The sequence below is a fragment of the Flavobacterium circumlabens genome (assembly GCF_004345565.1).
Lineage (GTDB): Bacteria > Bacteroidota > Bacteroidia > Flavobacteriales > Flavobacteriaceae > Flavobacterium > Flavobacterium circumlabens.
This window is the reverse complement of the sequence record NZ_SLWA01000019.1, coordinates 1-13,709: the sequence shown is the minus strand read 5'-3', so window position 1 is coordinate 13,709 and position 13,709 is coordinate 1. Positions and strand designations below refer to the sequence as shown.

Genomic DNA, 13,709 nt, shown 5'->3' with positions numbered 1-13,709 from the left:
ATACTTTTAAACTACTTTTTAGACACCTTTTTGAGTTCATTTATACTGCTCACTTTTATCCAGAATTAGGTGCTCACTTTATCCAGAATATCCAAACTTTTTACAAATACTTTTCTTAAGTTAGTTTTATCCATAGATATTTATGTGTAATTTATTTTCCATACTTAGATATTAATGAGTCAAAAGTTTGTAAAAACATTTTAGTTTCCTCAACATTTTTACCAATCCAAATGTTAATCAATTTATTACAACCTAAACCCCAATATTGCTTTTGATCATTAAACCATAATTTCGCCTTTTCTCTATGAGTACGAATATCTGCAATTGAATAATCTTTAAAACAAATTTGTTTATCGTAACCTGCAAATAGCTTATCCCAAATAATTGAAGAATCAGGTTCAACATATAGCATTTCTGCTAATATTTTCTCAGGAGAATCATTTCCTGGGAGAATCAAGAAATTTTTATGTTTAGTTATTTCTTTCATCATCGCAGGTTTCTGGTTTACGTCTCCATCTAAACAAATTATACTTTCGGGGTAATTAAATCCTTTAATTTTTTTTCTTACTAATTCAATGTAATTATTACATCCCAATGTACACTGTATAAAGTTAAGTGAACTCTTTTTTGACTTCAAGATATTCTTTAGGAAAATTTCTGCTTCCTTATCTTCAGTAAATAACGGAACCTTGTTGGTTTTAATTACATGTGATGACAGACTAACATTTAATTTATTTCTAATAAAATCTATAGTTGCACTATCATTAACTACTATTTCTTTGTCTATTTTTTGCAAGAAAACTACTTTGACCTGATTTTTAAGCTTTATGTCGTTTTGAATTCCACATACTTTTTCTAAAATTGTCAAGGAATGAGTTGTAAAGATTATTTGAATTTTATAATCAGAAGAAAATTTTCGTAGGGCTTCAATTAATTTGATCTGTGATGCAGGATACAAGGTAGTATCAATTTCATCTATTACCAGTATTCCATATTCGTATAATGTTGGAAATTTTTCTTTCAATCTTTTGAAAGATAATATAGCAAGTAAAATTTTACCTAGATTATCTTGTCCAGAAGAATTCATTTTCCAGTCATAATGGTCTGTTGAAACCCCAAGAGTATTTTTTTGTTTACTTGATAGATAATCTACCGAACTAATTTCTAAATTATTAATTATTAATATAGTGTTATGCCATTTATTATAAAATAATAGTTCTTCCGCAGTTAATTGAATAGCTGAATCTGTATCTAATTTATCATCTTCCCCTATCGGCATTAATCGAGACAAGCTAAGATAAATTACTGGATAATTAAGATATCCGGAACCTTTTGTTCTATCTCCTTGCTTCCAAAACCTAATAGAATCCTTATCTCTTGCAATACTTTCAACTGAGAACGATTCGTTACCATTTGTCTCAAGTGTCCATGTATGATGTTTTGGTTTATCAAAAGTTTTAGATAACTTAAATTTTTCAGAAAAGGATGACTTATAATTACCTCCACAAAGTGGTTTTTCATCACTTATAGGATTACTTTTATCATTGATAGAAAAAGGCTGACTTAAAAGTCCAAGTAGAGTAGTTTTTTGTGTTCCATTTTGTCCAGCGATCACTGTAATACTGGTTCCCAATTCAAATTCAATGTTATTGAAACCTCTAAATTTTTCTACATGGATTTTTTTTATCAGCATGAAAATTTTATTTTTATAATTAAGAAATGAAAAATAGAAACTATTTTTTATCGGAATAAATAATCTCTTTACTGTTCTTTTTTTTATGTAGCTTGAATTTTAGAGGACTCCAGTTTTCTATATTTGGACTCAGAATTGTTGGACTAAAGAAAAGGATTTCTTGTCCAACTCTTGATTTATATGCTGTATGCTTGAATGAAAATTCTTTTTTACTACAGTCATCATATAGTATGTTTATTTCGGGTACATTATCATATGAAACTATCCATTTGATGTTTGTAATTCCTTTTATTTTGTTACTTACTAATTCATGATTTTTATCTTCATAATGGTTCATATACAAGCTACTTGCTTTTAAATAGTATGGTGGATCAAAATAAAATATTACATTATCATCTTCTGCCTGTTCTTGGATAATATCAATTAATGCAATAGCATCTTCGTTAAACAGCAAAATATCTTCCTTCCTTGATGCAATAAGCATAATTCTTTCAATTAAATCTTTTTTATTAAATCTACAGTCCATCAGATAATTGCCATTTTGTTCGATTCCTCCAATTAAGCCAGCATTTATTATTCCTGATCGATTAGTTCTGTTTAAATAAAATGTTGAAAAACCCAATTCTAAAAGTCCAACTTCTTCTTTGTTTTGCTGAACATTTCTTTGTTTTCTCCATTCACTAACAGTAAATGTTGAATTTTCAATCAAATCACATAATTCTTTCGTATGATTAAGAACTGAATACCAAAAAGCATAAATAGATCTATCTTTATCATTAAGGGTTATTTTATTTACAAACCCTTCAAAAAGTAGAAATAAAGCAACAGATGCCCCTCCTGAATAAGGCTCTACATAATGTCCATTAATGTTGTTATCAATACAAATTTTTGCAATAAATGCTGATAATTTATTTTTACCTCCAGGGTATCTAAGTGGTGAATAGAACATTAATCTTTATTTAAATTTTCGCTCAAAGTTACAAATAATGGTTCTAAATGTTTCCAAGCTCTTTTATTATGAGTCAAATCTACAAAAGTCTCAATATTATGTACGGCTAAATCCAATTCTTCTTTAACATTATCAAAGTACTTTTTTAAATTTTTTGAAGTTTGAACATCAAAAAAATTATCTAGTTCATAATTTTTAAAATAATCCAACATTATCTTCAAACTAGCATTAGAATAATCTTTTGATGAATTAAATCTTAAGATGTTCATTAAGTTGTCTTTACTGATAGTATCTTGAACTCCATGATTATTTTTTATATAATCAATCACCAGGCTGACCTTTTTTCCACTGTCTTCAATAGTTTTTTTACTTGTTTTATCTGACAAGCTTTCAAAAAGATCATTCGTTTTTAGATAATAATACAAGCTTTGTTCTAGGTAAGTCCTAAGTAATAGAGCAAATGAATAAAATTTTTCATTTGGTAAACTTTTCAATTCGAGAAACAAACTATCTAATTTATCATTATTAAAATAGATATCAGTATCTTTAGGAATCACTCTTTCAAAGAAAGTATTTTTTATTGCCTTTTTTCTTCTTTGATTAATTTTTGCTTTTTCTTCATCTAGATTAGATTTTTGCTTTGTAGCCTTACTCACCACTGATTGCTTTTCAGGAACACTAAGGTTAAAATCAGCATTTGCTTTTAACTTTTTTACAAATTCTTTTTTATCATCTTCTTTATTAAATTCCCTTGAGAATCGTTCAGAATCAATTATAATTTTAAAAATAATAAGAAGTCTTTTGTCAAATTCTTCTCTAGGGATATTAATTATTAATTCTCCATTTTCATCATCAAAATCAATTCCTAAAAGCAATCGTGCTTCATCATAAGAATAAAATCTTTCTAAATTTGTAAAATCAAATTTATCTATTTCAATAATAATATCTTCTTCTTTTTCAAGGAGCTCTTTGCCTTCTAAAAATAAATTGTATGCTTTTAGAGGCTTAACAATTTTAGTAATAGATTCATTTAAAACATCTGCTATATCTTCAATTGATAATCCATCTTCATAATACATGTCAGCTACAAATGCATATTGATTTCCTGTTTTCCATTTTTGCAACGAGTCTCCTTTATGTCTTTCATAAATTATAGGATTAGCTAATAGTCTATTTGGAGCTATATAACACTTTAGTTTTTTTCCAACTGGAAAATTGTTTTTTAAGATATTTTGAAGTAAAATATTTGCTTTCGCTTTTGAAAGATATTTACTCGGGTCTTGCAAAAGCTTTAACGCACCTGTCCTTCTATTTCCTTCGAGGATAATCTTTTTGTCATTTTCTATACATATAATAGGTTCTTCACCAACAAAATATCCTTCTTCTGAAATCTTTTTTGCTAATTCATATACTTTTTCATTTGCAATTAAAAATTTAAGAATTTCAGGTTGATTTAAATTTACCTCCCTATACTTTAATCGTGGATTATTTAAATCTAAATGAAGTGAATTTAAGGAATATTCGTAATGCTCCCATAGTGAATAGTCAATATACATGTAATAAAAGATTTAAGTTAAGATTCTAAAGATATCAATTTAATAATAAAAATTCAGTCAATATTAAATCTTGTAAATTTCTTACCTGATGTAATGTTATTGAACTTCCAATTCTATCTCTGTACACTCTGAAATTTAGTATTTTTACTTTCATTTTTAATGTTTTTTTAAGCCCGCTTTAGATGGCTCCAATCTTATAATTTAGCATGCTTTTGAAGCATAAAATAAAAATTGCATCCACGTCACAAATAACAATAATAAATTCCTTATTGCATTACGGAAAACCGTAACAAGGAAGTGATTCTAAAAATTATACACAATAGGTATTTATACTGTTTTTTGATTTCAGAATTTATTTAGCTTTGTTAGGTGCAAAAAACCTCTGTCTATAGATATTTCTCAATTGGCTATGTTTATTATACTAAAAACCACTTCAAATGAAGTGGTTTTAGTTCTAAAGCTCTTTCGCTAAAATTATAAAAAAGTATTTTCATCTAATTTCCCTGCTATTATCGCCTTTTCAAGATGACCTATTGTAAAAGATTTTCTTTCTTTCTTTTTTTTGTTTGTTAAAAATCTAATAATTGCTGGTAATATAAAATCGCCTTCGGGACTAAAATAATCACTTGCCATAAATCTTGATACATCTACATTAAATCCTTTGCCAAAAGCAACTATGAACTCTACGGCATCCTCACCATAAACCCCTAAATCATTTTCAATTTGTGTTGACCGAGTTATTATTTGATCATTAACCGCAGATTGATTTACCACAAATTCCTTTAACTTATTGAATATTTCTTCATTCATGATATCCTTATTTTTTCAGAGTAGGACTATATTCAGTTATCTCATTTATCTTTTAAAATTTCAATTTGTTTCATCGATAATAAAAGAAAGAAATCTGAACTAATAATAGTGCTATTTTCTGCGTAGGTGACAGTTATATCATTCTCATTTTTACCTTCCCCAAATTTAGTATTATAACTTTCTCTATCAAATTTAAAACTAGAGCTTACCGCATATTCTTTGGCTTTCTCCCATTTCCCATTTCTGTAAATGTATTTAAGAACTTTTGATGTACCTGTTCCATTTTGAAGTATGATATAAGATATTTTGGTGGCTATTTCTCCTGACTCATTAGCTTCAACAATATAAAATTTATCATCCCAATCATTAAGATATTGGTTAAGGAGCTTATACCGTATTGAATTTTTATTCAATTGATTTAAATCTCCCACATCAATATATGATTTGAAAGCTTCTAATCTATTTTTATATAATGATTTCTGATATTCATCATTTATAGATTTTTCCTGTAGCTGCATTGAATTAGCAGTAGCTATATTCCAATTTATAAAAATTTTATCTGTTTTATTTTCACTATTATTTATATAGCGTCCACATGACGATAATGTTATTATCATTAAGCAATAAAAAATATTTTTCATTTTTTTAATTATATGGTTGTTTTCTTTCAACGACTCCTTGTTCCTTACGTATTTGAGAATCGACCGCTCTAACTTGTATTTCGCTTTCGGTCAATGTTCCTTTTGTTCCGTCGTCAGGGTCAATTTTTGTGTCATTTACTTTTACACTGCGGGTTCCTGTAGCATTTTCTTTAGCATGAGCTAATTCATGCCCAAGTCCAATAAAAGCTGGTCTACCTTTTGTTCCATCTGCATTAACGATAGTTTCACCCTTTCCATTTGGATTATATTTTACAGTTGAATCTGTTCCTGGTCCAGGACCTTTCGAAGTAATAAGACTATCCATACCAGAATCTGCTTTTGTACCATTATCACCCCAAGACTGTTCAACTGTAGTAGTTTTAGGTGATTCAATCAAACTAGATATCAAATCTGTTCCAATGGATAGTGTCTTATCTGCATTACTACCTCCTTTTTGTTCAATAGTAACTTTGCCATCCTCCGAAATAGTCAACTTATCATTCGTAAGTTTTTGTAAATCATTTAATGCAGTTTGTTTATATGATGCCGAGCCCCAAATTATGATGTCATTTGGTCCCATTCCATCAGGGTCAGTAAACCTCATAGGATTATTAAATGCATAATTATACGGTGACCACCTTCTCATTTGTTCCGCCAGCGGGTCGATGTTCATCCACCTGCCGATTGCAGGGTCATAATTACGTGCTCCATAATCGTACAAGTTAAGCCCCAGCTCGTCTTGGAGCTCCTTTCCGTTATACTTATACTTATAATTAGATGCCACCATTACATCTGTAGGTCTTTTTTGTTGTAACCCGAAAGGATAATATTGGTTTTCATCCTGAATCGTAAGATTTTTGTCATAGCTCAAACGAATGTTACCCAAATGATCTTTGTATTGGTATGCATATTTATAAGAACTTCCTGAAGCCTCTACATATCCTTCGGCTGTTGGGGAAATTTTTTAGTGCTGCATTTATATATTGGTATCTATCAAAATAATCTGTAGTTATAGCAGGGAGCAGGGGGAATTTACTTTTTAATGTGTAAAAACACCTAATTTGAAACAATATTCTAACAACACACATGATAATTACCGAATATTATTTTACCTTAATCAAAGTGACTTTGCATTTTTTATTTTTCTCTTTATAGTGATAATAAGTTAAGATGATTTGTTTAGAAGTGTAACTTTCAATCTCGTATTCTTCACTATCTAAAATAAATACTGAGTCGTTTTTAACACTCCAGGTTCTCTTATCACTTATTAAGTCCCCATCATTATTAGATAATTCAAAACCATCATTAATGTATTTACTGTATTTATCATACTGTCCATTATTATTAAATTTAAAATAGAGACCACGGCCACCTCCACAGGTGTTTTTGTATTTCCAATATTCATTATTATTTGTTCTAATTATATTCACTATCTCACTTTTTCTATTACAAGAAAGCACTATAAGAACTAATATTCCGAATAATAATAATCTAATTTTTAACTTTTTCATAATCAATTGAGGCCGTACCACCCTTGTAAATTAATTCTAAACTCCAGTTTCCCTTCACTGCAGGACCATAATTTTCTCCTTGACGCTTAATCTGGATTCCTCCTTTGTTGGTATTATTAAAAGTATTTATTTTCTTTAATATATCACTAGATGAAAATTCAGTACTTTGATCCATATTTAATAAATAATTACCAAACGAGCCAGCAATTCCAGTTCTATACTCATCACTAGTGGTACTGAAACCATTATCTTTCATTTGATCAATATAAACATCTGCATGATTTGATAGATCAGATTTAAAATTTTTGTCTTCATTATTTTCTTTATGACCATTTTCATGTTTCATAACACTTTTAAAATCGGAAATATTATCTAGAGATTTGCTAAAACCACCATTTGTATTAATAGAAATAACTTCACCCTTGGTTGAAGCTGGATTGTCACTTGATTTTTTATCACTTGTACCTGTAGTGATGATGGTCCCTGGATCAGTACCGACCTTACCGGCATAATATGCGCCGATTTTGCTTATAGCCCCTCTTGAACCTCGGGAAGTATCTAATTGTGATGGACTATATTGTTTGTCTCCGATTTGAATTTTAACCGAATTTCCTACTTTAGTATCTCTCAAAAAATTACCACGTGCATCAAAGATATGATCGTTTGGCCCCATACCATCCGGATCTTTGAATCGCAAAGGATTATTAAAACAATAGTTATAAGGTGACCATCTTCTCATTTGTTCTGCCAATGGATCAATGCTCATCCAACGCCCTAAAGCAGGGTCATAATTTCTTGCTCCATAATCGTATAAATTCAACTGAAAACCACCAATGTTTTCGTCTTGGAGCTCCTTACCATTGTACCTATACTTATAATTAGATTCAACAATTACATCAGTCTGTCTTTTTTGTAACAGTCCAAAAGGATAATATTGGTTTTCATCCTGAATCGCAAGATTTTTGTCATAGCTCAAACGGATATTACCCAAATGATCTTTGTATTGGTATACATATTTATAAGAACTTCCTGAAACTTCTACATACCCTTCAGCTGTTGGAAAAAACTTAAGCATTGTACTTGTAGCAGGTGTCTTTACATACTGATAACCTGCTAAATAGTCGGTTATTGTTTCATTAGCACCCTCCTTAACAATTTTCTGTACTTTTTGCCCTGCAGCATTGTAAATGTAAGCAATATTCCCTGTGGTGGCAAAAGTTATCTTAGTGGGTAAATTTAAATGGTTGTAAGTAATAGCTGTTATGTTTTTATTGTTGTCTTTGGTCATATTGCCATTGGCATCATAACTGTAATCATCCGTATTGGCGGCACTGTCAGCAAAACCATAAATTTTAGTAGTAGCGGGGGCGCTATCGACTACTTTTAAAAGCTGGTTGGTGGTATTGCTATTGGTATAAGTGTAGACCAAAGCATCAATTTGTGTGGCAGTTTCACTGTTTCCGTTACGACTGAGACTTCCTATTTTTCCATTTTTATCATAGGTCAGGTTCTCACTGTATGCATTGCTAACGGTAGCATCACGTTTATAAAAACTTGTCCTGAGTCGGTTAAGATTATCATATAAATAAGCATATCCTCGTACTACCGGGGTTGCTTCAGAACTACTGATCCAGAAGGTCTCCGCGATATTTCCGTTGTATAGTGCTTTACCACCTGTAATGCCAGGCATATTATTATAATTAATCTTAAAAGCAAACAAATCTTTTGGATCTCCGGTTTTGCTTAAAGCCGTAACATCATTAATGCCCGTCATCCATCCACGAATGTTATAGGTATAATCTACTTTTTGGGTTGGATCCAGAATGGTATTTCCAACTTTTTTAGAAATCAGCTGTCCCAACTCATCATAAGAATTATTGGCAATTACCTCGATTGTACCTCCATTGATCTGGTGGGTCTGGGTTTTCAACCTGTCCTGATCAGAATAGGTAAAAGCGTCTTTGGTGATGATTTCAAGATCAGAGGTCAAAGGTGATCTTTTGTGCTTGGTAATGCTATACTGCAATTGTCCGGAAAAGCTGTCCAGTTTACTGTCGGTAGAGGTATAACCTCCCAGAAAGTTTTTGGTATAGGAACGAACAGGTCTTGCTTTTTCATCATAGAAGGTATAGGTCTGTTCGTTTTTATAGTCGGTACTTACATCAGGAACCCTTGTCCAGGTTGCCGTAGCGAGGTATTCTCCGTAATAAACCGAAAAACACCCTTTATAAATTACTTATAAATTTGCAGGATAATTAATCTATTTATATTTGTTTTTTATCATAGAATGCAGCATGAGGAATGTCACCAACACATCTGATACATTAGCTCTAATCTGAAACACTATTCATCTGATAGATTATCAAAAAAACCTAATCGAAACACTACCAATTTTTATATCTTAATCTAAATCTTCTCTTTTCCATTTATTAATGAAGTAAAATACTAGCCCTATTACAAATAGAGAAGTGATAATGATTGCTATACAATCATTACTGTTTAGATAACCACCTCTTTTAGTATATAATATATATATAGACCATAATAGCCCTAATATTGAAGCTATTGTTAAAATTTTAATTTTGTTTTTTGTATTCATTTTACTCTATTCTTTCAATTTTTAATTTTTCAAATTCTTCTATAATATCTAGTACATCTGATTCCGTCATTCCATCAAATGGATGATACCTTTTATATATTTCTGTTTCATCAAAATATATTTTAAAAACCTCACTACTAGCTAATCTACTTGTTTTTTCTTCTTTAAAAGAATAAGTAATCCTACTCTTTGGATAGGAAATTGTTCTTTTTACAATTAAATAGTTCAAGTATCTAAGTGTAACCATATCATCGTTATTGCTTACTATTATTTCTAATCGAATTAAAATCTTGTTTGTAAATAAAAATAAGATGAAAATAGAAATTGGAACTATTAGAAAAAAAGCATTGAAACCCCAAACGAGGTATATTAAAAATTCAAACAATAAATAAAACTTTAAAAAAAGTAATGCCGAATTATTAATGAAGGTTAAAAAATTTTGTTCAAAAATTAGTATATGTTTCATTTTTTAATTGTTTAAATTTTTCTTTGTCCCAATTGTTCCTTGCCAAAGCGAATTAGTATTCATCGCCGCATCTACTGCTCCCCAGCTCCCCGAAGTCTTCATCGAAGTTGCGCAAATGTCTCTGACTTTGCGCCATTTTAAGCAAATATAATTAAAACAGAAATCTCATAAAGTCTCTGACTTTTAAACTAATTTTCTTAGATTTTATTTGCTATATCAAATCAGTATTCATTAACCAAACTTAAAAAGTCGGGAGACTTTTATCAGGTTTTAATTTTTATGAGAACACAAAAAAATTGCGCAAAGTCAGAGACATTTGCCTTTACTTTGAATTAGATAAAAAACTTAAATTTATTCAAAGGAAAGCAGAGGTGAACTTTAGACGTTTGTAGTAAAAAACTAGGCTGCGCATTAGTCCTCTGCCTTCTCCTTGAATCTCGTTGAATTGCTTCAAATAGAATGATAGACATAGCGGTCTAATAAAGGCTCTAAAGAAGTTCAACATTTTTGTTTATCTAAACTCAAAGTTATGAAAAATTATTTGTTCCATGCAGGCATTGATATTTCAAAAGACAAATTGGATATCAATATTTTAGACTCTTTAACTCTTCAATCACAGCATTTAATTATTAGGAATGATATAAAGAGTATTTCTGATTTGATTAAGATTTTACAAAAGAAGATAGATCTAAATCGTACTCTTTTTTGTTGTGAGAATACTGGAGTTTACACGAATCATTTATCTTTTGTTTTGTTGAATAAGGAGTTGGATCTATGGGTGGTTCCAGCGATTGAAATAAAAAAATCGAAAGGCATTTCAAGAGGAAAAAATGATAAAACCGATTCAAAAGATATATCATATTACAGTTATAGACATTTAGACAAACTAAATCTTTTCACTCTAGCTGATGTTGATGTTCAGAAATTAAAAATTCTCTTTACAGAAAGAGCAAAAATGATCAAAGCACTTTTAATTCCTCAGACATCCAGAGAAAATAAGGAGTTTACCCAAAAAGAAATTTACAAGGAAATATCCGGAGTTAACGGAGCTTTGCTAAAACAAATTAAGAATTCGATTAAGAAAATTGAAATTAGAATCAAAGAAGTTATAAAATCAAATGATCAGTTGAATAAACAAGACCAGCTTGCCCGATCAATTCCTGGAATTGGAGCGCAGACCAGTGCCTATTTGATCATTGCTACGAAAGGTTTTTCATCTTTCGATAATTGGAGGAAATTTGCCTGCTATAGTGGTGTTGCACCTTTTGAATTTAGCTCTGGTACAAGTGTTAGAGGAAAGACAAAAGTAAATCATATGGCAGATAAAAAAATGAAGTCACTATTGCAAATGTGCGTTTTGACAGCAATAAAATATGATCCGCAGTTAAAGGAATATTACAATATAAAAAAAGCTGAAGGAAAAAATTCAATGCTCGTTATGAATAATATAAGATGCAAACTTATAAGCAGAGTTTTTGCTGTCATTAGCAGAGGAACTCCCTATATCAATACTTATAAATTTGCATCATAAATTTTCAATCCATTTACTTGCATTTTATCATAGAATGCGCCATTTTAAGCAAATATAATTAAAACAGAAATCTCATAAAGTCTCTGACTTTAAAACGAATCTACATAGAATTTATGCTATATCAAATCAGTATTCATTAATAACCAAACTTAAAAAGTCGGGAGACTTTTATCAGGTTTTAATTTTCACGAGAACACAAAAAAATGCGCAAAGTCAGAGACATTTGCGCAGCTTTTCATAAAGGAACACATCGAGGAACGGGGCACAGTTTTTCATAAGAACACTTCGAGGAGCGGGGACATTTGCGCAGCTTTTCATAAGGAACTCTTCGGAGAGCGGGTTTTCAAGACCAATCGTTTTTAATCTACACCAAAGCTATGTTACATAATCAGTCATTATAGTGCAGGCCCTGCGGGTACGCTCCGCCCTTCACTATAAACTCATTATGCAAAATAGCACTTTTCCTCAAGACCTCTGCCAGCCCCAACGCTGCTGCCACCGCACTAGGATTTATTTTTTATTGGTTCAATCGCCACAAGGCTAAGCATTTTTTTTGGAAGAATGCCAGGAATATTATTTTTCAGTTCAACTATAAATTTGGCATTCTTCCAAAAAAAACGCAGCTCTCATTTGGAGTTTTTACATATTCTAAAACATAAAAAAAACTCACCAATTGGTGAGGTTTTTAGTTTTTATCTCTTTAATTCTTTACATCAAGAGCGAGACGCTCGCGTCAGCAGAAGGAAACACTACCTGTTCAATTAGTCTCTTACATTCAAATCAAAATACATTTTCAAGTAAAAAAATTGAAAGCAGTAAAGTAATATACTTAATAGAATAAAAAACCTAAACCAATTAGAATCTATATTTTTCTTATTAAGTAATACAGTAATAAGTGAAATGCTATTAAAAACAAATATTGCTATTAAAAATTTCAATAAATTATCCCATAGTATTTTATTCATAAGTAAACTAATCCAAACAAGTAATGTGGCTAGAAAATTAATTATGACTATAATTATTAGTATATTATTCTTTTTTCTCATTGGATTGCTGATTTAAGTATGTTATAACTCTATTTAAAAAATTTTGAATATAATCGTTATCTATTTGTCTATGGGTACTTATAACAGGAACATTAATACCATTAGTTTTAGCTGGATCATTAATTTCAACATCTTCACCTCCGATTGCTGCTCCAAACACCCCACCATTTTTAACATAATAGTTAACAATATTTTTTACATTACTTGGAATATTATCATCATCATAATCATCGGCTGTATCAATTGTCAACATATAATCAATTTTTAAACTCGGATTTTCATTAGCCATTTCAATTAAATTATCTGCTCCTAAGCTATGTCCAACTGCTATTACTCTACCATTTTTATTTTGTGATCTAAAATTTTTAATAGTTGTGGCAATATCTTTTTTAGTACCATCACCTTGAGATGAAGCAAATACTCCAACCTGAGTTCCTGTTTTTTCATTGTCAAGACTTGTAAATTTCCCTAAACCTGAATAATCAATTCCAAGTTCTGAATCCGTTTTACCTGCATTTTGTGCTTGTGAAGCTCCCTTTGGGGCTTCACCTGCGAACCCTTGATTTACTAATATTAAATTTTGAGTTCCTTTTCTAGCTACAATTGGTTCAAGTCCTTCAAGCTCTCTACAATCTACAACTCGGTTTCCACTAAACACATATGGACTCCAGTCCATATATTTTTCTGTTAAAGGATCAATATTTATAAATCTACCAATAGCATAATCATAGTTTCTATACTTAAAGCTATCCCAAGCCAATAATAGCTCGTCCTGACGCTCTTGTCCTTGGTACTTATATTTATTACCAGTTGCTACATATTCATTATACCCCTTATGTTTTAAACCAAAAGGATAATAATTATTTTCTTCTATAATTTCAAGAACGTTTTGTGCATTTTTGGAATA

The 13,709-nt window shown here is 30.4% G+C and carries 11 protein-coding genes; 1 reads left to right on the top strand and 10 read right to left on the bottom strand.

The annotated features are described in order from the left end of the window. Positions 1-151 precede the first annotated feature (151 nt). The 9 genes from EV142_RS23765 to EV142_RS23725 all read right to left on the bottom strand — a co-directional run bounded on the left by EV142_RS23765 (position 152) and on the right by EV142_RS23725 (position 10,225). Entirely contained in the window at positions 152-1,693 is a 1,542-nt protein-coding gene (locus EV142_RS23765; protein ID WP_127340979.1) for an ATP-dependent nuclease, read from the bottom strand. Between the two features lie 40 nt (positions 1,694-1,733). Then, on the bottom strand, positions 1,734-2,642 hold the full coding sequence (locus EV142_RS23760; protein WP_127340980.1) for a DNA adenine methylase: 909 nt from the start codon (positions 2,640-2,642) through the stop codon (positions 1,734-1,736). Then, positions 2,642-4,198: a ParB N-terminal domain-containing protein gene (locus EV142_RS23755; RefSeq protein WP_132038345.1), complete on the bottom strand. Its 1,557-nt coding sequence runs from the start codon at positions 4,196-4,198 to the stop codon at positions 2,642-2,644. The genes EV142_RS23760 and EV142_RS23755 overlap by 1 nt, the downstream gene beginning before the upstream one ends. A 474-nt stretch (positions 4,199-4,672) precedes the next feature. Next, positions 4,673-5,008, bottom strand: a complete 336-nt coding sequence (locus tag EV142_RS23750; protein ID WP_127340884.1) for a DUF1493 family protein — start codon at positions 5,006-5,008, stop codon at positions 4,673-4,675. 41 nt (positions 5,009-5,049) lie between these two features. Then, the gene (locus tag EV142_RS23745; RefSeq protein WP_127340885.1) at positions 5,050-5,649 is read right to left on the bottom strand and encodes a hypothetical protein; all 600 of its coding nucleotides are present in this window, start codon (positions 5,647-5,649) and stop codon (positions 5,050-5,052) included. Between the two features lie 4 nt (positions 5,650-5,653). After that, entirely contained in the window at positions 5,654-6,535 is an 882-nt protein-coding gene (locus EV142_RS23740; RefSeq protein WP_132038344.1) for an RHS repeat-associated core domain-containing protein, read from the bottom strand. Between the two features lie 217 nt (positions 6,536-6,752). After that, positions 6,753-7,160, bottom strand: coding sequence for a hypothetical protein (locus tag EV142_RS23735; protein ID WP_132038343.1), 408 nt, complete (start codon positions 7,158-7,160; stop codon positions 6,753-6,755). Further along, complete coding sequence (locus tag EV142_RS23730) at positions 7,141-9,150, bottom strand: RHS repeat-associated core domain-containing protein (protein ID WP_134092236.1); 2,010 nt, start codon at positions 9,148-9,150, stop codon at positions 7,141-7,143. The genes EV142_RS23735 and EV142_RS23730 overlap by 20 nt, the downstream gene beginning before the upstream one ends. Before the next feature lie 610 nt (positions 9,151-9,760). After that, positions 9,761-10,225 carry a hypothetical protein gene (locus tag EV142_RS23725; RefSeq protein WP_132038342.1) on the bottom strand — a complete coding sequence of 155 codons (465 nt, stop codon included), beginning with the start codon at positions 10,223-10,225 and terminating at the stop codon, positions 9,761-9,763. Positions 10,226-10,754: 529 nt separating this feature from the next. Here EV142_RS23725 and EV142_RS23720 point away from each other — a divergent pair. Continuing rightward, positions 10,755-11,756, top strand: coding sequence for a transposase (locus EV142_RS23720; protein WP_127337249.1), 1,002 nt, complete (start codon positions 10,755-10,757; stop codon positions 11,754-11,756). Between the two features lie 1,029 nt (positions 11,757-12,785). On the opposite strand, the gene EV142_RS23715 is transcribed toward EV142_RS23720, so the two are convergent. After that, the coding region (locus EV142_RS23715; RefSeq protein ID WP_317616751.1) for an RHS repeat domain-containing protein at positions 12,786-13,709 on the bottom strand (924 nt) is incomplete at its 5' end.

Bases quoted from the DNA above. Each gene is read 5' to 3' on its own strand.
- EV142_RS23765 (WP_127340979.1), bottom strand. From the start codon at position 1,693: ATGCTGATAAAAAAAATCCATGTAGAAAAATTTAGAGGTTTCAATAAC.
- EV142_RS23760 (WP_127340980.1), bottom strand. From the start codon at position 2,642: ATGTTCTATTCACCACTTAGATACCCTGGAGGTAAAAATAAATTATCA.
- EV142_RS23755 (WP_132038345.1), bottom strand. From the start codon at position 4,198: ATGTATATTGACTATTCACTATGGGAGCATTACGAATATTCCTTAAAT.
- EV142_RS23750 (WP_127340884.1), bottom strand. From the start codon at position 5,008: ATGAATGAAGAAATATTCAATAAGTTAAAGGAATTTGTGGTAAATCAA.
- EV142_RS23745 (WP_127340885.1), bottom strand. From the start codon at position 5,649: ATGAAAAATATTTTTTATTGCTTAATGATAATAACATTATCGTCATGT.
- EV142_RS23735 (WP_132038343.1), bottom strand. From the start codon at position 7,160: ATGAAAAAGTTAAAAATTAGATTATTATTATTCGGAATATTAGTTCTT.
- EV142_RS23725 (WP_132038342.1), bottom strand. From the start codon at position 10,225: ATGAAACATATACTAATTTTTGAACAAAATTTTTTAACCTTCATTAAT.
- EV142_RS23720 (WP_127337249.1), top strand. From the start codon at position 10,755: ATGAAAAATTATTTGTTCCATGCAGGCATTGATATTTCAAAAGACAAA.